Origin of the sequence: Lactobacillus sp. A27 (assembly GCF_016742815.1) — a bacterium.
Taxonomy (GTDB): domain Bacteria; phylum Bacillota; class Bacilli; order Lactobacillales; family Lactobacillaceae; genus Lactobacillus; species Lactobacillus gallinarum.
On sequence record NZ_JAEHNT010000052.1, the window covers coordinates 12,056 to 34,474 of the forward strand.

Below are 22,419 nucleotides of genomic sequence, written 5' to 3' on the forward strand. Positions count from 1 at the left end.
TCTATTTAAAACAAGAATCTAATTAACTTAATTCTTTTGCTGATTTGACCAAAAGATTCCAACTAATTGGATTTTTATGCTGAAATAGAGTAAAGATGTGAGTTGATTAAATTTTGATTATTAGTAGTGTTACACCTTAACAACATGCTATAATTTTGGCTAATTAAAGGGGAGATGATGAGAATGAAAAAGAAGAAAAATGAAACACTAAAAATCACTTGGATCATGACTGCTGTTTATTGGGTAGTTGGTCTATTATGCATGTTTTGGGGCAAGATAGATCATGCTTTTGCTAACCAAGTAAAAGATATTAACAATGTGTATGCACTGACCTTATTAATTATTCTGATTTTGCCACTGCTTTTTTCAATCTTATTATCCATGAAAGTGAAGCCACCACGTTTAATTTGCAATCCACTGGTTGCCGTAATTTACTTGCTAATCGTAATTGCAGCAGGGATGGCATATAATTTTCAAAATATTATTGGCTATTTCTTTCCGATTATTCTTTTTGTTTTGATGGCATTTTTGGCAATCTTTTATGCTTTGCTTAAAACCATTAGAAATAAGAAAAATGGTAAATATTATTTCGTTGATGGTAAAGATAAAGGGGAATGTAATAGCTTTTGGGATGCATATAAGCAATATTATGCGATGGGATTAACCTCTGGCATTATTGAAGGTTTACTAACTGTAGTTTTTAATTAAAAATAAAATTAGCACTCTTTTATAAAAAGTGCTAATTTTTTCTTGCTTTTTTTAATAAAACAGGTTATTATCATATTTGTAAGTTAGCACTTAAGAAATAAGAGTGCTAATCACTGATAAAGATATCAAAATTTTAAAAAAGAAAACTAATTATAAGGGGGACTAAACGTGTTACAACCAATCGGTGATCGCGTGATCGTAAAAGTTAAAGATGAAGAAGAAAAGACTGTTGGTGGTATTGTTTTAGCATCTAACGCTAAGAAGAAGCCAACTGAAGGTGAAGTTGTAGCCGTAGGTGAAGGTGCTTACGCATCAAACGGTGAAAAAATTCCTATGTCAGTTAAGAAAGGCGACGTAGTTCTCTACGATAGATATTCAGGCACCAACGTTGAATACGAAGGTGAAAAGTACTTAGTTCTTCACGAAAAAGACATTTTAGCAATTGCAAAATAATTGACGCAATTATTAGAAATTAAAATACGAGATTAAGGAGCATAGATAACCTATGGCAAAAGATATTAAATTCTCAGAAAACGCAAGACGTTCACTTTTAAAGGGTGTTGATAAGTTAGCTGATACTGTTAAGACTACTATTGGTCCTAAGGGTAGAAACGTTGTTTTGGAACAAAGCTATGGTAACCCAGACATCACTAACGATGGTGTTACTATTGCTAAGTCAATCGAATTAAAAGACCACTACGAAAACATGGGTGCTAAGTTAGTTGCTGAAGCAGCTCAAAAGACTAACGACATCGCTGGTGACGGTACTACTACTGCTACTGTTTTAACTCAAGCTATCGTACGTGAAGGTATGAAGAACGTTACTGCTGGTGCTAACCCAGTTGGCATTCGTCGCGGTATCGAAAAAGCTACTAAGGCTGCTGTTGATGAACTTCACAAGATCAGCCACAAGGTTGAATCAAAGGACCAAATCGCTAACGTTGCTGCTGTTTCATCAGCTTCTAAAGAAGTCGGTGCTTTGATTGCTGACGCTATGGAAAAGGTTGGTCACGATGGTGTTATCACTATTGAAGACTCACGTGGTATTAATACTGAACTTTCAGTAGTTGAAGGTATGCAATTTGATCGTGGTTACTTATCACAATACATGGTAACTGACAACGACAAGATGGAAGCAGACCTTGATAATCCTTACATCTTGATCACTGACAAGAAGATTTCAAACATCCAAGACATCTTGCCATTACTTCAAGAAATCGTTCAACAAGGTAAGTCATTATTGATCATTGCTGACGACGTAACTGGTGAAGCTCTTCCAACTCTTGTTTTGAACAAGATTCGTGGTACTTTCAACGTTGTTGCTGTTAAGGCTCCTGGCTTTGGTGACCGTCGTAAGGCACAATTACAAGATATCGCTGCATTAACTGGTGGTACTGTTATCACTGAAGATCTTGGTCTTGAACTTAAGGACACCAAGATTGATCAATTAGGTCAAGCTCGTCGTATCACTGTAACCAAGGACTCAACTACTATTGTTGACGGTGCTGGTTCAAAGGATGCTATTGACGAACGTGTTGACACTATCAGAAAGCAAATCGAAGACTCAACTTCAGACTTCGACAAGAAGAAGTTACAAGAACGTCTTGCAAAACTTACTGGTGGTGTAGCTGTTATCCACGTTGGTGCTGCTACTGAAACTGAACTTAAGGAACGTCGTTACAGAATTGAAGACGCTTTGAACTCAACTCGTGCTGCCGTTGACGAAGGTTACGTTGCTGGTGGTGGTACAGCTTTAGTAAATGTTGAAAAGGCTGTTCGTGAAGTTAAGGGTGAAACCACTGATGAACAAACAGGTATCAACATTGTTCTTAGAGCTTTGAGCGCACCAGTTCGTCAAATTGCTGAAAACGCTGGTAAAGATGGTTCAGTAATCTTAGACAAGCTTGAACACCAAGAAAACGAAATTGGTTACAATGCTGCTACTGATAAGTGGGAAAACATGGTTGACGCTGGTATTATCGACCCAACCAAGGTAACTCGTACTGCTTTACAAAATGCTGCTTCAATTGCTGCTCTTCTTCTTACTACTGAAGCTGTTGTTGCAGAAATTCCTGAACCAAAGCCAGTACAACCAGCAGGTAACCCTGCAGGCGCACCAGGAATGGGTATGTAATTGTAGCTTTTTAGCACAACACTCTCACTCTATTTCAAAAAACAAATAAATATTAAAAACTTCGAAGTTGAAAAAAGTTCAGCTTCGAAGTTTTTCTTTTCTCTTCCTTTATAGCGTATAATACTTAACAGTAACTCACTCTAGATGAAAATAGGAAAGGGACGTAAATGGCTGAGAAAACAACTCCTATGATGGAGCAATATTATGAAATAAAGAAGCAATATCCTGACGCCTTTCTTTTTTATCGCGTCGGAGATTTTTATGAATTGTTTGAAGATGATGCGGTTAAAGGGGCACAGATTCTAGAATTAACTTTGACACATCGCTCAAATAAGACCAAGAACCCTATTCCAATGGCTGGCGTTCCGCACATGGCTGTGGATACTTATGTGAATACTTTGGTTGAAAAAGGGTATAAAGTAGCTCTTTGTGAACAACTTGAAGATCCTAAAAAAGCTAAAGGCATGGTGAAGCGAGGCATCATTCAACTAGTAACTCCGGGTACCATGATGAATGAAGGACCTAATGATGCCAAGGATTCTAATTATTTAACTTCTGTAGTTACTACTAAAAGTGGCTTCGGTTTAGCTTACAGTGATTTATCCACCGGTGAAATTTATTCTACTCATTTGAAGAGCTTTGCCGCAGTTTCTAATGAACTTTTGTCTTTGAGAACAAGAGAAGTTGTGTATAACGGCCCATTAACTGAACAAAACAAGGACTTTATGCACAAGGCAAATATTACGGTTTCAGCACCTACACCAATTGAAGGCGAGCATGCGGAAATTTCGTATGTTGAACAGAATTTGACCAATACAGCCGAAAAAGAGGCAACACGTCAATTAGTCGGTTACTTGCTTTCAACGCAAAAGCGAAGCTTAGCTCACTTACAAATTGCTAAGAGCTATGAAGTAAATCAGTATTTGCAGATGTCACATACTGTACAAAACAATTTGGAATTAGTGGCATCAGCTAAGACCGGTAAAAAGATGGGGTCACTCTTCTGGATATTAGACAAGACCCATACCGCCATGGGAGGTCGTCTACTCAAGCAATGGTTGGCCCGTCCATTGTTAAATGTGGATATCATTAATCATCGTGAAGAAATGGTTCAAGCATTACTTGATGGCTATTTTACCCGAGAAAATGTGATTGATGCCTTAAAAGGTGTATATGACCTAGAACGTTTAACAGGACGAATTGCCTTTGGCAATGTTAATGCCCGTGAATTATTGCAATTGTCGCGTTCTTTGCAAGCAGTGTCGGTTATTCTTGATGCACTTAATCAATCTGACAGTGATGTTTTGACAGATTTCGCCAAAAAAATTGATCCTTTAAAGGGTGTTGCTGAATTAATTTCTACTACTCTAGTAAAAGATCCACCACTTTTAACCACAGACGGTGGATTAATTAGAGATGGTGTGGATAAACAACTCGATCGCTATCGGGATGCCATGAACAATGGTAAAAAGTGGCTTGTTCAGATGGAAACTGATGAACGTCAAAAGACAGGCATTGACAACTTGAAAGTCGGTTTCAATAAGGTCTTTGGCTACTATATTCAAGTATCTAATGGTAACAAGAGTAAGGTGCCTCTTGATCGCTATACTCGTAAGCAAACTTTAACTAATGCAGAACGCTACATTACTCCAGAGTTGAAAGAGCATGAAAATTTAATTTTAGAGGCGCAGACTCGTTCAACTGATCTTGAATATGATTTATTTGTTCAATTGCGTGATGAAGTCAAGAAGTACATTCCTGCTTTGCAAAAATTGGGTAATCAATTAGCTGCCTTAGATGTTTATTGTGGCTTCGCTACAGTTGCTGAACAAAACAATTATTGTCGCCCATCTTTCCACACTGATAGTCAAGATATTGACGTCGTTAATGGTCGTCACCCGGTTGTGGAAAAAGTAATGACTGCAGGTTCATATATTCCTAATGATGTGAAGATGGATTCTGCTACAAATATCTTTTTGATTACTGGACCAAACATGTCAGGTAAGAGTACTTATATGCGGCAGATGGCGTTAATTGCCATTATGGCGCAAGTTGGTTCATTTGTCCCTGCTGATAGTGCAGCTTTACCTATCTTTGATCAAATTTTTACTCGTATTGGTGCAGCTGATGATTTGATTTCTGGTCAAAGTACTTTCATGGTGGAAATGAGCGAGGCAAACGATGCTTTGCAATATGCTACGAAGCGCAGTCTAGTTTTATTTGACGAAATTGGACGTGGTACGGCTACTTATGATGGTATGGCCTTAGCGGGTGCTATTGTTAAATACTTGCATGATAAAGTTGGTGCCAAGGCACTTTTTGCTACGCACTATCATGAATTAACCAGCCTTGATGAAACACTCGATCATTTAAAAAATATTCACGTTGGGGCGACCGAAGAAAATGGTAAGTTGATTTTCTTACATAAAATCTTGCCAGGTCCTGCTGATCAAAGTTATGGTATCCACGTTGCACAGCTTGCTGGCTTGCCACGTGCCGTTTTACGTGAAGCAACTAAATTATTGAAGCGCTTAGAAGCACAGGGGAGTGAACTGGCACCAGTTAGTCAGCAACTTGATTTATTTGCCCAACCAGCAACGGATTCTGATGAAATTGAAGATAATGACAGTGAAAATAGTCCGATGACCGATGCGGAACAAGATGTGCTTGATGATATTTCTAATCTTTATTTAGCTGATAAGACACCATTGCAAATCATGCAAATGGTAGCTGATTGGCAAAAGGACTTGAAGGATGATAAGTAATGGCTAAAATTCACGAGCTATCTGAAAATTTAACTAATCAGATTGCAGCGGGTGAAGTAATAGAGCGTCCGGCTAGTGTAGTTAAAGAACTTGTGGAAAATTCACTTGATGCTGGTGCAACGAGAATTAGAGTCGATTTTATTGATGCCGGATTAAAGCAAATTGTAGTCCAAGATAATGGAACTGGAATTGCACGTGATCAAGTAGATTTAGCATTTACTAGGCATGCCACAAGCAAGATTAACAATGAGCATGATTTGTTCAAGGTTTCTACTTTAGGATTTCGTGGTGAAGCTTTAGCTTCAATTTCCGCTGTTAGTCATGTCGAAATTGTGACAGCCACAGAAAATGCGATTGGGATTAAGGCAGAATTTAGTGGCGGCAGTAAAAAAGGCCAAGAAGATGCAGCGTCACAAAAAGGAACTAAAATTACAGTTCGAGACCTATTCTTTAACACGCCTGCGCGATTAAAGTATTTACGTAGTCCACGGACTGAAATTATGAAAATTGTGGATATTATTAACCGTTTATCTTTAGGTTATCCGCAAGTTTCGTTTACCTTGTCAAATACGGGTAAAGTTTTACTCAGAACAACTGGCAATGGCAATTTAAAACAGACGATCGCTAATGTATATGGCCGTCATATTGCTGAAAAAATGGAAAGTTTTGAAGCAAAAGACAGTGATTTTAAGATTACAGGATTAATGTCCAAGCCGGAATTAACTCGTTCTACGCGCAACTTTATCTCGATCTTATTGAATGGCCGTTATATCAAGAATTTTCAATTGAATAATGCCATTATGGATGGCTACGGTTCAAAATTAACGGCGCGTCATTATCCTATTGTTGTGATCGCTATTCATGTTGATCCATTATTAGTAGATGTGAACGTCCATCCCACTAAGCAAGAGGTACGTTTATCTAAAGAAAAAGAACTTAGTCGTCTGATCACTGGTGCCATTAGCGATGCTTTACTAGATAAAGCTGAACAAAGTAGCGGTTTTGCCAATTTAGAAAATAAACGTGAAACTTTAGTTGATCAATTAGAGTTCAACCTCAATCAAGACGTTGTCAATACAACGCGTAAGACGCCGGAAGTTCATGAAGAAGCTGAGAAGCCAGAGTTTTTAGTAAAACAAGAAGCCAAAAAAGTTGAGGAGCCTAAAAAAGAAACTGCGCATAACTATGTGGATATCAATATCCCACGTGAGGATGATCAATATATCATTACTAAAACCTGGGATGAGAATGTTGCCTTGCAACAAAAATTGATGCCGTTTAGCAATAAAAAGGTAGATCAAGAAGTTATTTCGACGGGGGATGAAACTTTAGCCAATAATTTGCCGCGCCTTGCTTATGTTGGAAAAATGGATACGTATATACTGGCTGAAAATGATGGTGACTTATATTTGATTGATCAAGTGGCCGCCAGACGCCGTCTTCAATTTGAACAAATCTATCAAACTATTACTTCTAAAAAAATAGTGCAGCAAGGTTTGCTGACACCGATTGTGTTGGAATTTGGTAATTTGGATTTTTTGCAAATTAAAGATAAAATTGATCAAATTAAGCAACTAGGCATTTATTTAGATGAATTTGGTCAAAATAGTTTTATTGTGCGTTCGTATCCTACATGGATTCATGAGCATGTCGAAGAATCCATCCGTGAAATTTTGGATAATTATTTGAATCTTGATAAGGGTAAATCACAAAATTTATTTAAGCGAGTAGCAGCGTTAGAAGCTAAACGCAATGTTAAAGGTAAAATCAATTTATCCGCTGCAGAAGGTGCACAAATTATTGCGGATCTGCGTAAAACGTCCGATCCTTATCATGATGCAGATGGTCAGTTAATTTTAGTGCGGATAAGTCAGAACGAGTTAAGAAAAATGTTCAAGAAGGATGAATAATAAATGTACGAATATTTTGAAGGAATAGTTACAGTTATTACACCAAGTTATATCGTAGTCGATGTAAATGGCGTAGGTTATAAAGTATATAGCCCAACTCCTTTTGCTTACCAAAAGGGAGATAAAGCTAAGATCTTTATTGAACAAATTGTAAGAGATACAGGAATTACTCTTTATGGTTTTCAAAGTGAAGATGATAAGGGGCTCTTTCTTAAACTCTTAAGCGTTAGTGGGATTGGTCCTAAGAGTGCCTTAGCAATCATGGCAGCTGAAGATGCCAACTCTTTAGCCGAAGCAATTGAACAGGGAGAAGTAAAATATTTAACTCGTTTTCCTGGTGTCGGCAAAAAGACGGCGTCTCAGATTGTGCTTGATTTGAAGGGCAAGCTAGGCGATTATGTTGCTCGACTTGATCGTCAAGATGAAGAACAAGGAAATATCTCGCCAGCATTGAATGATGCTTTGTTAGCATTAATTGCTTTAGGTTATACTCAAAAAGAAGTCGACCGCATTACTCCTAAGCTTGAAGAAGTTAATGCAGATACAGCCGATCAATACATTAAAAAAGGTTTAGCATTACTGCTTAAGAAGTAGATCTTGCTATAATAGTAAATATTGATATAAGTGAGGAAGTGAAACTGGTGGCAGAAAATGAAGATGCAGTAACTTCAGGTGAAGTAGAAAATTCTGAAGAAGAGCAAATGGAATTGTCTTTAAGACCCCAAACTTTGGATCAATATTTAGGTCAAAAGCGTGTTAAAAAAGAAATGTCCATTTATATTAAAGCCGCAAAACAGCGTGATGAGGCTTTAGATCATGTCTTGCTTTATGGACCACCAGGTTTAGGTAAGACAACTTTAGCTTTTGTAATTGCAAATGAACTTGGCGTGCATTTAAAGAGTACAAGTGGTCCTGCGATTGAAAAAGCGGGGGATTTAGTAGCACTACTTTCAGATCTTGATCCAGGGGATGTGCTTTTTATTGATGAAATTCATCGTCTTGCTAAGCCTGTTGAAGAAGTTTTGTATTCAGCAATGGAAGACTACTATATTGATATCGTAATTGGTGAAGGGCAGACTACACATGCTGTTCACGTGCCGTTGCCACCATTTACTTTGATTGGGGCAACAACCTTGGCTGGTCAATTATCTGCACCACTCCGAGATCGATTTGGTATCGTTGAACACATGCAGTATTACACAATTGATGAACTAGAAAAGATTGTCCAACGATCAAGTGATGTTTTCCATACTTCAATTGCACCTGAGGCGGCTCATGAATTAGCCCGAAGGTCTCGAGGAACGCCGCGTGTAGCTAACCGTCTTTTGAAACGTGTTCGTGATTTTGCGGAAGTTAAAGGTGAAAAGACAATTTCTCTTGCCACAACTGAAGGTGCACTGAAGCAGCTTCAAGTGGATGACGAGGGATTAGATCAGACTGACCGTCGTTTGTTACGGACAATGATTGAAGGCTACAATGGTGGACCGGTTGGTATTAGAACCTTGGCTGCTAATGTAGGTGAAGATATGGAAACAATTGAATCACTCTATGAGCCTTATTTGTTGCAGCATGGATTTATTTTGCTTACACCACGTGGGCGAATGGTGACAGACAAGGCATATTTGCAATTAGGTTTTCCTGTTCCAGGTGATAAATAATATTATTTTCTGTATAATAGACATAATATCTAGACAATAATTTTATGAGGTGAAAGATTTGAATACTTTATTTTTAGCAAATGCTGGCGCTGCTGGTGGCAGCAACATGATGATGATCGTCTTATTTATCGTTTTGATCGGTTTTACTTACTTTGGTATGATTCGTCCGCAAAAGAAGCAACAACAACAAAGATTGCAAATGATGGATAAGTTGAAGAAGGGTGACGGCGTTGTTTTAGTTGATGGTTTGCACGCTAAAGTTGATAAGATCAACAGTGACAAGACTATCGTAGTAGATGCAGACGGTATTTACTTAACTTTCGAAAGAATGGCCGTTCGCCGCGTTATTCTTGCTGCAGCACCAGTTGAAGAAAATGATGCTCCTGCAGCAGATAAGACTGAAGATGCACCTGCTAAAGAAGATAATAAGAGCACTGATGCTTCTTCAGATGAAACTAAAGAAGACAAATAATTAATAATAGCAAAAGCGTCAATTCAGACGCTTTTTGTTTTGCCATGAAAAAGCTTGTTGTAAAATAGAAATGATTTAAAAAAGCAAATTAAAGAAAAGGATAGTATTATGAAAAATATTCCTGTAGTTATGATTATTTTTGGTGGTAGTGGTGATTTAGCTCACCGTAAGCTTTACCCAGCTTTGTTTAATTTGTATCAACAAGGCTTAATTCATGATAATTTTGCCGTAATTGGAACAGCTCGTAGACCTTGGTCACACGAATATTTACGTGAACAAGTTAGTGATGCTGTTCATGAAACTCACGATGAGGTTGATGAAAATAGTTTAAAGCATTTTGCTAGCCATTTTTACTATCAATCACATGATGTTACAAATGTTGAACACTATGAGACACTGAAAAAATTAGCTCAAGAATTAGACGATCGTTATTGCGCACATGGAAACCGTCTCTTTTACATGGCAATGGCCCCAAGATTCTTCGGTACGATTGCTACACATATCAATGACCAATGCTTAACAGGTAGTGGCTTTAATCGAATCGTAGTAGAGAAGCCGTTTGGTCATGATTTGGCATCTGCCGAAAAATTAAATAAAGAAATTACCGCTTCATTTAATGAAGATGATATCTTTAGAATTGACCACTATTTGGGCAAAGAAATGGTTCAAAATATTATGCCAATGCGTTTTACCAATCCTTTAATCAAAAATATTTGGTCAGCTGATTACATTAAAAATATTCAAGTCACTTTGGCAGAACGATTGGGAGTGGAAGCACGTGGTGGTTACTATGATACTTCTGGCGCTTTGCGTGATATGGTTCAAAATCATATCTTCCAGATCATTACTTTGCTTGCTATGCCAGAACCTAAAGATTTAACTTCTGCTAGTGTCCACAAGGCTAAGCAGGATTTGCTTGAAGGCATGATCATTCCTAGTCCAGAGGAAGTGAAAAAAGATTTTGTTCGCGGTCAATATTTAGGTAGTGATACTACTTTTGCTTATAAACAAGAACCAAATGTAGATGAAAATTCTACTACTGAGACCTTTGTAGCTGGTAAAGTTAAATTTAAGGAAGGCCCAATTGCTGGGGTACCGATTTACTTTAGAACCGGTAAAGAATTTAAGGAAAAGAAGAATAGAATCGATATCGTATTAAAGCATATCAATAATCCTTATGGTCAAGCTCATTCCAACAATATTACGATTGAAATTGATCCTACTAGCAAGATTTATATCACTATTAATGGTAAAAAGATCGATCAACCAGGAATTAGACGCGAAGATTTAACCTATGAATTTTCAAAATCTGAAATGGTAAAAGTTCCAGACGGCTATGAGCGGCTTTTACATGATGTTTTTGTCAATGATTCAACTAACTTTACCCATTGGAGCGAATTAAAACGTTACTGGGAATTTATCGATTCTGTTGAAGCTGATTGGCAAAAAGAAAATGAAGCAGGCAATGCCAAAATTGCTCAATATTTGCCATATAGAATGGGCCCAAAGGAAGCAAACGATATCTTCGAGGCTCCAACGGAACATTGGATTTATGAATAAGCAAAATTTATTGCCGCAAAACGACATCCATCGTCGGATTATACATCTGGATATGGATGCTTTTTACGCTTCAGTTGAAACTCAAAGAAATCCAGAATTAAAAAATAAGGCACTAGTTATCGGGCAAGATCCTCGTAATAATGGTGGGCATGGAGTTGTAGCAACTTGTAATTATATAGCTCGAAAGTACGGCGTTCATTCGGCAATGCCTGCGATTAAGGCGGTTAAGTTGATTCCAAAGTCGGAATTAGTTTTTATTAGACCTAACTTTAAGAAATATCGGAGCGTGTCAGCTGAGATCCATTCTTTTATGCATGATATTACAGATAAGGTAGAATCAATTGCTTTAGATGAAGCTTATCTTGATGTCACTCATAATAAGTTAGGACAAAAATCCGCGGTCCAATTAGCAATTAGCTTGCAACGCCGAATTCGAACAGAGCTTGGACTGAATTCATCTTTTGGCGTTTCTTATAATAAGTTTTTGGCTAAAATGGGCTCAGAATATGCCAAGCCCTTTGGCAGAACCGTTATTTTGCCTGATGAAGCTAAGCAATTTTTAGGGATGCAAAAAATTGAAAATTTCCCAGGCGTAGGTCCTAAAACGCAAGAACAATTACATGAGATGGGGATTTATACAGGTGCGGATTTGCAGCAGGTTGATGATTTTGTTTTAATTAAAAAGTTCAAAAAGATGGGCTACTTCTTAGCGCAGCATGCACATGGGATTGATTTGCGCCCGGTCATTGCGGATTCAGATGCAAATCGTAAATCGATTGGTATGGAACGCACTTATGAACCGGCTATTTATACACGTGATGAAGCGTTGACGCACATTCGGCATTATTGTAAACATTTAGAAGAAGAACTAAAAAAGCGTAACTTTTTTGCCCAAACTGTAGTAATAAAAGTTAGAGATAATGATTTTGATACTGTGACTAAGCGCAGAAAATTGACGAAACCGTCAAATAGCCAGTATGATTTCTATGACAGCGCCCGTGATTTGTTTGATAAAACCAGTAACTTTTTGGAAAAAGGTATTCGGTTAATCGGGGTAACTGTGACTGATTTTAAGCAGGATGAATATCAAGCAATCAATTTATTCGATTACTAAAAGAAGTCCTTTTTCTGGTAAACTAGATACAGATAATTTTTAGAAGATGAGGAAAAATAATGAGTAGTTTTGATGACATTTACGAAAAAATCTTACAATATCCAACTATTATTTTGCACCGTCACACTAGTCCTGACCCAGATGCAATTGGTTCACAAGCTGGTCTTGCACGTGCAATTATGGAAAAATTCCCTGACAAGCGCGTTTTATGTGCTGGTGAAAATGACGAAGGCGATTTAGCTTGGATTAATCATATGGACCAAGTTAAAGCAACTGATTACGAAGGTGCATTGGTAATTACTACTGATACTGCTAATACCCCAAGAATTTCAAACAAGCTTTACGACAAGGGTGACTTTTTAATTAAGATCGACCACCACCCAGATGTAGATCCATACGCTGATATGAGTTATGTTGATCCTGATGCTCCAGCAGCTTGTCAAATCATCGTTGACTTCTTAAATGAAGAAGGCTTTAAGATTACTCCAGAAGTCGCTTACCCGCTTTACGCAGGTATTGTTGGCGATACTGGTCGTTTTATGTATCCAGAAACTTCAGAACATACCTTTAAAGTAGCAGCTCAACTTGCTTCAACTGGTATTGATATTACTGAAATCGCTAGAAACATTGCCGATGTAACCTTTGATGAAGCTAAGCTTCAAGCATTAGCAATGGACAAGATGGAAATCGATCCAGTTGGTGCTGCTTACACTATCTTGATGCAAGATGATTTGAAGAAGTTAGGTTTGACTGATGATCAAGCTAATGTTGCAGTTTCAACTCCAGGTCGAATCAAGGATGTTTTGGCTTGGAACGTATTTGTTGAAAAGCCAGATGGCACTTTCCGTGTGCACTACCGTTCAAAGGGTCCAGTAATCAATGAATTAGCTGCTAAACATGATGGTGGTGGCCACGCATTAGCAAGTGGTGCTAATGCTAAGGACATGGACGAAGTAAAGCAAGTCTTTGCCGAAGTTGTTGAAGTAACTAAGAAGTATAAAGAAGATCATGAATAATATTTTCGCAGATTCCAGAATTAAACCAGCTATTCAAGAGGGGTTAAAGAAGATCCATTTTGAAAAGCCAACTAAGGTGCAGGAAAAAGTTATTCCCGTAATGCTTTCTGATTTAAGTGTTGTAGTACAAGCTGCAACTGGGTCAGGTAAGACACATGCTTATTTGGTGCCTATCTTTAATGAAATTGATGAAGATGCTCACTATGTACAAGCAATTGTGACTTTGCCTAGTCGTGAATTAGCTGATCAGCTTTATCAAGTGGCACGTCAATTAAGAGATGCGGCAGGGATGCACTTTTCTATCGCTCACCTTGCTGGTGGTACTGACCGTGAACGTCAGTTAGAAAAGTATCAAAATAATACGCCACAGTTGGTAATTGCCACTCCTGGACGACTCCTTGACTTTGTACAAAAAAAGGTATTCGTTGTTGATCAAGTTAAAACTTTTGTTATCGACGAGGCTGATATGACCCTTGATATGGGCTTTTTGGCTGATATTGATCAAGTAGCAAGTAAGATGCCTAAGGATGTACAAATTGCAGCCTTTTCAGCTACTATTCCAGTTAAGCTATCTAACTTCTTGCGTAAGTACATGGCTCACCCAGATCAAATCGTGATCGATAATCCAAGTGTCATTGCACCTACAATTAAGAATGATTTGCTTGATATTGGCTCAAAGAATCGTAAGAGCATTTTGTACAAGTTATTGACTATGGGTCAACCATACTTGGCTTTGGTTTTTGCAAATACAAAACAAACTGTTGATGAATTAACTAGATACTTGCAAGATCAAGGCTTAAAGGTAGCTAAGATTCATGGTGGGGTAACTGAGCGAGAAAGAAAACGGACTTTGCGTCAAGTTGAGCAAGGACAATTTCAATATGTTGTTGCTTCTGACTTAGCAGCCCGCGGACTTGATATCGATGGGGTAAGTTTAGTTATTAACTATGAAATTCCACGTGATATCGAATTTGTAATTCACCGGATTGGTCGTACCGGCCGTAATGGTTTATTAGGTCATGCGATTACTTTAATTCGTGAAGAAGAAATGAATCGAATCGAAGGTTTGGAAAAGATGGGCGTTCATTTTGACTTTGTTGAACTTAAGAATGGTGAATTAGTACCACGTAAGCATTACCGCAGTCGTGAGAACCGTCAAGGTAAGAATCGCAAGCTTGATACTAAGTTAGTTGGTTACGTTAAAAAAGAAAAGAGAAAGCGTAAGCCTGGCTACAAGAAGAAGATTAAGCGAGCAATTCAAGAAGATAATCGTCAAAAGCGTAAGCTTGAACAACGTCATGAGATTAGAAAAGCTAAGCGTCTAAGAAAACGCAAGCGTGAACAAGGACGTTGACAGACGAGGATTTTGTAGTACAATTATTTTCAGCTTAAGATATGTCTATTAAAGTTGAATTTCAAAGAGAGAGCCAATTGGTGAGAGGGCTTAATTCGCTTTAACAGATGCTCCTTTAAGTTGTATTAATTAAGAATATCAAGAGGTAACAAACACTGTTGCAATCAAGGTGGTACCGCGCGCGGAGCGTCCTTGAATAGGCAATGGTGTTTTTTATTTTGTTTATGGGAGATAAAAATGAAGAAACTAACTAGTTCAGAGTTTCGCCAAATGTTCCTTGACTTCTTCAAGGATCATGGCCATATGATTATGCCAAGTGCATCACTTATTCCACAAGATGACCCAACTCTTCTTTGGATTAACTCTGGTGTTGCTACTATGAAGAAATATTTTGATGGTTCAGTTGTACCAAAGAACCACAGAATTACTTCTTCTCAAAAGTCAATCAGAACTAACGATATTGAAAATGTTGGTAAGACCGCTCGTCACCAAACTTTCTTTGAAATGCTTGGTAACTTCTCAGTAGGTGATTACTTTAGAGATGAAGCCATTCCTTGGGCTTGGGAATTCTTAACTAGTCCTAAGTGGCTTGGCTTACCAAAGGAAAAGCTTTACTGTACTGTTTATCCAAAAGATGAAGATTCATTCAAGGTTTGGGTAAAGGCAGGTATGCCAGCAGACCACATTGTAAAGCTTGAAGATAACTTCTGGGATATTGGTGAAGGTCCATGTGGTCCTGATACTGAAATCTTCTACGACCGTGGTCAAGAAAACAACGACGTTGCTGAAGACGATCCAGAAAACTTCCCAGGTGGTGAAAATGCACGTTACCTTGAAATTTGGAACATCGTATTTTCACAATACAACCACTTGCCAAATGGTAAGTACGTAGACCAACCACACAAGAACATCGATACTGGTATGGGGCTTGAACGTGTACTTTCAATTTTGCAAGATGCACCAACTAACTTTGAAACTGACTTATTCTTGCCAATTATTCACGCTACTGAAGAAATGACTGACGGTAAGAAGTACGGTGAAAACAAAGAAGACACTACTGCATTCAAGATTATTGCCGACCACGTTCGTGCCGTAAGTTTTGCTATTGCTGATGGTGCTCTTCCATCAAACTCAGGTCGTGGTTACGTTCTTCGTCGTTTGATTCGTCGTGCCGACCTTAACGGTCAACGTTTGGGCATCAAGGGGGCCTTTCTTTACAAGCTTGTACCAGTTGTTGGTAAGATTATGCAAAGCCACTACCCAGAAGTTATGGATCAACGCGGCTTTATCGAAAATGTAATTCAAAACGAAGAAGAAAGATTCCAAGCTACTCTTGATACTGGTTTGACTTTGCTTGATGACTTAATTGATAAGGCTAAGAAGTCAGATGGCAAGACCATCTCAGGTAAGGATGCCTTCAAGATGTTTGATACTTATGGCTTCCCATACGAATTGACCTTTGAATCAGCTCAAGATGCTGGCCTTAAGGTTGATAAGAAGGGCTTTGATGCTGAAATGCAAGCTCAAAAGGAACGTGCACGTAAGGCTCGTGGTGATCTTCAATCAATGGGTCGTCAAGATGTAACTTTGATGAACATTAAGGACAAGTCAGTCTTTGAACGTGATACTTATGAAGAACCACATGCCAAGCTTCTTGACATCGTTGTTGACGATAAGTTAGTTGACAAGGCTGATGGCGAACACGCAACCTTAGTCTTTGACAAGACTCCATTTTATGCAGAACGTGGTGGTCAAGTTGCCGACCACGGTAACATTTATGATCAAGATGGTGAACTTGTTGCTAAGGTAACTGATGTCCAACACGCTCCAAACGACCAAAACTTGCACTTTGTTGACCTTATTTTGCCAATGGAAAAGGGCAAGGAATATATTTTGAAGATCGACAAGGAACGTCGTGAAGGTTTACGTCACTCACACTCAGCAACCCACTTGCTTCACGCTGCACTTCGTCAAGTTTTAGGTGAACATACTCACCAAGCAGGTTCATTAGTTGATCCTGACTACTTGAGATTTGACTTCACTGCTATGGAACCAATGACTCCACGTGAAATTAAGTCAGTTGAAGAATTAGTTAACCAAAAGATTTGGGAAGCTATCGATGTTAAGACCACTATCACTACACCTGAAGAAGGTGAAAAGATGGGTGCTTTAGCCCTCTTTGATGGTAAGTACGGTGACAAGGTTCGTGTTGTTCAAATGGGTGACTTCTCATCAGAATTCTGTGGTGGTACTCACTGTGATAACACTAACCAAATCGGTATCTTCAAGATTACTTCTGAATCAGCTGTTGGTGCTGGTATGCGTAGAATTGAAGCTGTAACTTCAAAGAAGGCATACGAATACTTAGCAAATCGTTCAGGTTTACTTGATGATATTCAAACAGAAGTTAAGGTAACTAAGCCAGACAACATTATTGATAAGATTGACTCACTTGAAAGTGACTTACATGATAGTCAAAAGCAAGTTGAAGCTTTGACTAAGCAAATCAACCAAGCTAAGGCTGGTCAAATCTTTGATGATGTAAAACAAGCTGGTGACTTGACTGTAATTGCTACTATTGCAGATGTTAACGGCATGAACGACCTTCGTGAACTTGCTGACAACTGGAAGAGTGGCAACAAGTCAGACGTCTTAGTTTTAGCTGCTGAAAATGATGGCAAGGCTAATATGATTATTAGCTTGAATCAAAAGGCCTTAGACAAGGGTCTTAAGGCTGGCGACTTAATTAAGAAGGCTGCTCCAATCTTTGGTGGTGGCGGCGGTGGTCGTCCTAACATGGCTCAAGCCGGTGGTAAGAAGCCAGAAGGTCTTAACGACGCTATCAAGGCTGTAATCGAAGAAATTTCAAAGAACTAAGAATTAATTAATTGTGTTTAAGCTTTTTTTCAAGTAAAATTGTTGACAGGAGGAATAAATATGAGTTCGCTAGATAAGACTATGCATTTTGACTTTAACCAAAATAAAGGAAAGAATGTTTATGACACTCTGCAAGATGTTTACAATGCGCTTGAAGAAAAGGGCTATAATCCTGTCAACCAGATTGTAGGTTATTTACTTTCTGGCGATCCTGCTTATATTCCACGGCATAATGATGCCCGTAACTTAATTCTTAAGCACGAACGTGATGAAATTATTGAGGAACTCGTTAAGAGCTATCTTGGTAAGAATAAATAATGCGATTATTAGGTTTAGATATAGGCTCTAAAACTGTGGGTGTTGCGGTCAGTGATGAATTAGGAATTACTGCACAGAAGTTAGAAACTATTAAAATTGATGAAACTAGATATAATTTTGGGATGCGTCCATTAAAAAAGTTAGTTAGACAATATGAAGTAGATGGCTTTGTATTAGGTCTGCCTAAGAATATGGATGGCACTTCGGGAGCTTCAGTTGCCCGCAGTAAGGCTTACGGTAAAAGACTCGAAGAAAAGTTTGGCTTGCCCGTGCATTATTCTGATGAAAGATTAACAACTATCGAATCACGCCGAGTACTCGTAGAAGATGCAGGTATTCATGATCGTAAAAAACGTAAACAAGTGATTGATCAGATGGCAGCGGTGCTCATCTTGCAAAATTATTTGGATTTACACCGAAAGGATTAATATGGCAGCACAAGTTAATGGTGACGATCAAGATCGTCAAATTACTTTGATCGATGATCAAGGTAATGAAGAATTGTATGAAGTATTATTTACTTTTCATTCAGATGATTATGATAAGTCATACGTACTTCTTTATCCAGCCGCTGTTGGGGACGATGAAGATATTGAAGTACAGGCTTTCAGTTATGATGCAGATGACGCAGGTGATGTCACTAGCAGTGATTTGCATGAGATTGAATCTGATGATGAATGGGACATGGTACAAGGAGTTTTGAATACTTTCTTGGATGATGATCGCCTAAGTGGTAAATAATAAAAAAGGACTAGCTGCGGCTGGTCCTTTTTGTTAGTTTATAAAAAGAAATATAAATAGCTATGAATGATAAAATTTTAAAGATCTTAGAGTTCGGTGAAATTACTAAAAGATTAAGTAAATTAGCAATTACCGCTCCAGCTAAAGATGCGGCATTGAAGTTAAGACCGAGTGGTAATTTTGACCGAGTACAAAATGAATTAAAACAAACTTTAGCATTGGCTGACTTATTGCGAGTTAAAGGACAACTTCCGTTAAATGATTTTCAAGATGTTCATCCTAGCACTAAAAGATTGAGTGTAAAAGCAAATCTGAATGCTCAGGAATTGGGTAATTTACTTCTTGTTTTAAGCTTAGCCAATGAGATTAACGAATTTCTGGAAGATGTTGATGATGAAAAGCTTAACTTATCAGCTATCGATTCAGTTTTGGATCAGTTAGATGTTCCAGACCTTTTATTTAAAGAATTAAAAAAATCTGTTGATTATGATGGTGAAGTACTTGATACAGCTTCAAGCGCATTAGCACATTTGCGTCACGATATGCGTAGTAACGAAGAAGACATTAAGAACCGGATGGATGCTTATACCAAAGGAAATAGCAGCAAGTACTTGTCTGAACAAATCGTTACTATTCGTGATGATCGCTATGTTATTCCAGTTAAGCAGGAATATCGTGGCAAGTTTGGTGGGGTAGTTCATGATCAAAGTGCAAGTGGTCAGACTTTATTTATTGAGCCTGAAGCAGTTTTGAACTTGAACAACCGCCAGCAAAACTTAATTGCTCAAGAAAAACAAGAAATCCGCAATATTTTGAAAAACTTGTCTGGCTTAGCTAGAGAAGAAATTGATAGCATCAATAATATTGCTAATGCATTAACTCGTTTAGACTTTTTGCAAGCAAAGGCAAAATTGGCTAAGCAAATGAAAGCTAGCGAGCCTAAGTTGACTCAGGATCATTCGCTGGAATTACGAAATGCACGCCATCCATTAATTGATCCAGAAAAAGTTGTTCCTAATGATATTCGTTTAGGCGGCGATTTTGATACAATGCTGATTACTGGGCCAAACACCGGTGGTAAGACTATTACTCTTAAAACCGCTGGCTTGCTGCAATTGATGGCTCAGTCTGGTTTATTTATTCCAGCTGAAGAAGGCAGTAAAGTTGGCGTATTCAAAGAAGTTTACGCTGACATTGGTGATGAACAATCAATCGAACAATCATTAAGTACTTTTTCATCACACATTAATGACATTATTGCCATTATGAAAAATGTAGATAAAGAAACCTTGGTTTTAATTGATGAAATTGGTGCAGGAACCGACCCAGAAGAAGGTGCCAGTTTAGCTATTAGCATTTTGGACTTTTTGCGCAAGAAAGATGCTAAGATCATGGTCACTACGCACTATCCTGAATTGAAGCTTTACGGATATAACAGACCACGCACTACTAATGCATCGATGGAATTTGACTTAAAGACTTTATCACCAACATACCATTTACAAATTGGTATTCCAGGTCACAGTAATGCTTTTGCGATTGCTCGTAGGCTGGGGATGCGTGAAGATGTAGTTAAAAATGCGCAAAACTTAATGTCAGATGAGGATTCTGATATTAATAAGATGATTGCTAAATTAAATGCGCAAACTAAGGCGGCTACTACAGCTCGCAACCGATTCGAAACGAGTTTAGATCGCAGTCAAAAACTTGAACAAAAATTGCAACAAGCGCTTGATTGGTACAACCAACGTGTTCAAAAGCAACTCGATTTTGCGCAAGAAAGAGCTAATGAAGTTGTAGCTAAGAGACGTAAAAAGGCTGATAAAATTATTGCCGAGCTGGAAAAGCAGAAAAATGCTGGCGTTAAAGAAAATAAAATTATTGAAGCTAAGGGTGAACTTAATAGCCTAGAGCGTCAGGCCCACAATTTAGCCCATAATAAAGTCTTACAGCGTGAAAAACGGCGTCATCATGTAAGTGTAGGGGATCAAGTAAAGGTCCTTTCATATGGACAAACAGGTACTATTACCAAGAAATTGTCTGAACATGAATATGAGGTTCAAATGGGGATCATTAAAGTCAAAGTTAGTGACCGCGATATTGAGAGAATCGATAAGAATAATACACAACCTAAGAAAAAATTGGTTAGAGCAACAAGTGCAATTAGACGTAGTAATGCACATAGCGAGTTAGACTTGCGTGGTCAACGCTACGATGAAGCCATGACTAATTTAGATCGTTATATTGATTCCGCATTACTGGCAGGTTTAGATATTGTAACTATTATTCATGGGATCGGTACTGGTGCAATCCGTAAAGGCGTTTGGCAATATTTGCGTAGCAGTAACCACGTTAAAGGCTTTAATTACGCGCCTGCTAACGAAGGCGGTAATGGTGCCACAATTGTTAAATTAAAGTAAGCAATCCTCTTGTAAAAAGTAAGTAAAACTGATATATTATTAATATAGATTTAAAGATAAAACGATATTAATTGAAAGAGGTAAAGCATATGGTTGATGCAATTACTGATCAAAATTTTGAAGAAGAAACTAAAGATGGCGTTGTTTTAACAGACTTTTGGGCAACTTGGTGTGGTCCATGTAAGATGCAATCACCAGTAATTGACCAATTGGCAGAAGAACGTCAAGATGTTAAGTTTACAAAGATGGATGTTGACCACAATCAAGAAACTGCTAAGAATCTTGGTATTATGGCTATCCCAACTTTGATTATTAAGAAGAATGGTCAAATTGTTGATCGTTTAACTGGTTACACTCCAAAGGAAAAGTTGAACCAAATTTTGGATCAATACGCTGGTTAATTAAAATAAAAAAATAAGCTTGTGGCGAAGCCACAAGCTTTATTTTTATGCTTCTTTTTCTTTAAGAAGATCACGGATTTCTTTTAAGTAGTCTACTTCAGTTGGAGCAGCTGGAGTTTCTTCTTCTTCCTTTTTCGTAAATTTATTAACGGCTTTTACGATTAAGAAGACAATGAAGGAAATAATAAGGAAATTGATGATGGAATTTAGAAAACTTCCGTATCTAAAATTAGCTTCTCCTACTTTAAGAGTTAAGTTAGACAAGTCAATTCTACCGATAAAAAGACCGATGAGCGGATTGATTAAGTTTTTAACAAGTGATTTTACGATTGCTGTAAAAGCTGCACCGATAATCACACCGACTGCTAAATCAATAACGTTTCCGCGTGCAATAAATTGTTTGAATTCCTTAAGCATTTTATTACTCCTATATCTAAATCTAAAAATATTTTAATCTAAGGTAAAGCATATAGTAATAATAAATTATAGTCTATAAAAAAGTTATCTTTTTTGCTAAATTTTTAGCCGAAACGAGCAATGATTTGAACTTTCTTTTCTTTAGGTAAGATAGTAATTTCACTTTCAGTGGTTTTGCCAGTCTCTTTTTGAACGGCTTCAGCGATCATGCCACTTTCAAGAGAAAATTCTTTACTATCACTATCTAAACGATCTTCGATATTTTGACCGCTTAATTCAAAAGTGATGGAGGCTCTTCTTTCTTTGGTTTTTACAAGAGTACCAAATTTAGCCATATGGAAGAAATCAACCAAATCATCAAAATCGCTTAAGTCGTAGTGACGTGAAATTCTTTTGCCAGCCCAATAAAGAATAGGGGCATCGTCATCACCTAAAATAGTTGGTAAAAGAAAGTCACGGTAAAGTTGATTAATAAAATATACGTGTTCGTTTGCGTTTTCTGTCATAAACTTATTCATCCCTTTTATTCTTTTTTATTTTACCGTAAACTAGTA

General features: G+C 37.8%; 20 protein-coding genes. 18 read left to right on the top strand and 2 right to left on the bottom strand.

The annotated features are described in order from the left end of the window. Window positions 1-174: 174 nt before the first annotated feature. The 18 genes from JEM49_RS07340 to trxA all read left to right on the top strand — a co-directional run bounded on the left by JEM49_RS07340 (window position 175) and on the right by trxA (window position 21,448). Window positions 175-708: a hypothetical protein gene (locus JEM49_RS07340; protein WP_201874421.1), complete on the top strand. Its 534-nt coding sequence runs from the start codon at window positions 175-177 to the stop codon at window positions 706-708. 168 nt (window positions 709-876) lie between these two features. Beyond that, window positions 877-1,161, top strand: coding sequence for a co-chaperone GroES (gene groES / locus JEM49_RS07345; protein ID WP_003627770.1), 285 nt, complete (start codon window positions 877-879; stop codon window positions 1,159-1,161). Window positions 1,162-1,213: 52 nt separating this feature from the next. Continuing rightward, complete coding sequence (groL, locus tag JEM49_RS07350) at window positions 1,214-2,842, top strand: chaperonin GroEL (RefSeq protein WP_098037168.1); 1,629 nt, start codon at window positions 1,214-1,216, stop codon at window positions 2,840-2,842. Between the two features lie 188 nt (window positions 2,843-3,030). Then, window positions 3,031-5,607, top strand: coding sequence for a DNA mismatch repair protein MutS (mutS, locus tag JEM49_RS07355; protein WP_446720536.1), 2,577 nt, complete (start codon window positions 3,031-3,033; stop codon window positions 5,605-5,607). Continuing rightward, window positions 5,607-7,517 carry a DNA mismatch repair endonuclease MutL gene (gene mutL, locus JEM49_RS07360; RefSeq protein WP_201874437.1) on the top strand — a complete coding sequence of 637 codons (1,911 nt, stop codon included), beginning with the start codon at window positions 5,607-5,609 and terminating at the stop codon, window positions 7,515-7,517. Before mutS ends, mutL begins: the two co-directional genes overlap by 1 nt. Window positions 7,518-7,520: 3 nt before the next feature. Continuing rightward, window positions 7,521-8,111: a Holliday junction branch migration protein RuvA gene (gene ruvA, locus JEM49_RS07365; RefSeq protein WP_098036893.1), complete on the top strand. Its 591-nt coding sequence runs from the start codon at window positions 7,521-7,523 to the stop codon at window positions 8,109-8,111. 47 nt (window positions 8,112-8,158) lie between these two features. Continuing rightward, on the top strand, window positions 8,159-9,175 hold the full coding sequence (ruvB, locus tag JEM49_RS07370) for a Holliday junction branch migration DNA helicase RuvB (RefSeq protein WP_087176006.1): 1,017 nt from the start codon (window positions 8,159-8,161) through the stop codon (window positions 9,173-9,175). A gap of 58 nt (window positions 9,176-9,233) precedes the next feature. Further along, window positions 9,234-9,647 carry a preprotein translocase subunit YajC gene (yajC, locus tag JEM49_RS07375; RefSeq protein WP_201874445.1) on the top strand — a complete coding sequence of 138 codons (414 nt, stop codon included), beginning with the start codon at window positions 9,234-9,236 and terminating at the stop codon, window positions 9,645-9,647. A 108-nt stretch (window positions 9,648-9,755) separates the two neighbouring features. After that, a complete protein-coding gene (gene zwf / locus JEM49_RS07380; RefSeq protein ID WP_098036895.1) occupies window positions 9,756-11,207 on the top strand; it encodes a glucose-6-phosphate dehydrogenase in 1,452 nt (483 codons plus the stop codon). Next, window positions 11,200-12,321, top strand: coding sequence for a DNA polymerase IV (dinB, locus tag JEM49_RS07385; RefSeq protein WP_201874454.1), 1,122 nt, complete (start codon window positions 11,200-11,202; stop codon window positions 12,319-12,321). The genes zwf and dinB overlap by 8 nt, the downstream gene beginning before the upstream one ends. 59 nt (window positions 12,322-12,380) lie before the next feature. Next, window positions 12,381-13,337 carry a DHH family phosphoesterase gene (locus JEM49_RS07390; protein ID WP_087176010.1) on the top strand — a complete coding sequence of 319 codons (957 nt, stop codon included), beginning with the start codon at window positions 12,381-12,383 and terminating at the stop codon, window positions 13,335-13,337. Beyond that, window positions 13,330-14,691, top strand: coding sequence for a DEAD/DEAH box helicase (locus JEM49_RS07395; RefSeq protein ID WP_201874457.1), 1,362 nt, complete (start codon window positions 13,330-13,332; stop codon window positions 14,689-14,691). Before JEM49_RS07390 ends, JEM49_RS07395 begins: the two co-directional genes overlap by 8 nt. Before the next feature lie 237 nt (window positions 14,692-14,928). After that, entirely contained in the window at window positions 14,929-17,568 is a 2,640-nt protein-coding gene (gene alaS / locus JEM49_RS07400; RefSeq protein WP_201874459.1) for an alanine--tRNA ligase, read from the top strand. 60 nt (window positions 17,569-17,628) lie between these two features. Then, window positions 17,629-17,886 carry an IreB family regulatory phosphoprotein gene (locus JEM49_RS07405; protein ID WP_003627753.1) on the top strand — a complete coding sequence of 86 codons (258 nt, stop codon included), beginning with the start codon at window positions 17,629-17,631 and terminating at the stop codon, window positions 17,884-17,886. Next, window positions 17,886-18,314 carry a Holliday junction resolvase RuvX gene (gene ruvX / locus JEM49_RS07410; RefSeq protein ID WP_025005181.1) on the top strand — a complete coding sequence of 143 codons (429 nt, stop codon included), beginning with the start codon at window positions 17,886-17,888 and terminating at the stop codon, window positions 18,312-18,314. Before JEM49_RS07405 ends, ruvX begins: the two co-directional genes overlap by 1 nt. A 1-nt stretch (window position 18,315) precedes the next feature. Continuing rightward, entirely contained in the window at window positions 18,316-18,627 is a 312-nt protein-coding gene (locus JEM49_RS07415; protein ID WP_025005180.1) for a DUF1292 domain-containing protein, read from the top strand. Between the two features lie 62 nt (window positions 18,628-18,689). After that, complete coding sequence (locus tag JEM49_RS07420; protein WP_087176014.1) at window positions 18,690-21,047, top strand: endonuclease MutS2; 2,358 nt, start codon at window positions 18,690-18,692, stop codon at window positions 21,045-21,047. An 89-nt stretch (window positions 21,048-21,136) separates the two neighbouring features. After that, window positions 21,137-21,448 carry a thioredoxin gene (gene trxA, locus JEM49_RS07425; RefSeq protein WP_014563092.1) on the top strand — a complete coding sequence of 104 codons (312 nt, stop codon included), beginning with the start codon at window positions 21,137-21,139 and terminating at the stop codon, window positions 21,446-21,448. A 45-nt stretch (window positions 21,449-21,493) separates the two neighbouring features. Here the strand turns inward: trxA and mscL are convergent, their stop codons facing one another. Continuing rightward, the gene (gene mscL / locus JEM49_RS07430) at window positions 21,494-21,865 is read right to left on the bottom strand and encodes a large-conductance mechanosensitive channel protein MscL (protein WP_025005178.1); all 372 of its coding nucleotides are present in this window, start codon (window positions 21,863-21,865) and stop codon (window positions 21,494-21,496) included. 104 nt (window positions 21,866-21,969) lie between these two features. Further along, the gene (locus JEM49_RS07435) at window positions 21,970-22,383 is read right to left on the bottom strand and encodes a YslB family protein (protein ID WP_087176015.1); all 414 of its coding nucleotides are present in this window, start codon (window positions 22,381-22,383) and stop codon (window positions 21,970-21,972) included. Window positions 22,384-22,419 lie beyond the last annotated feature (36 nt).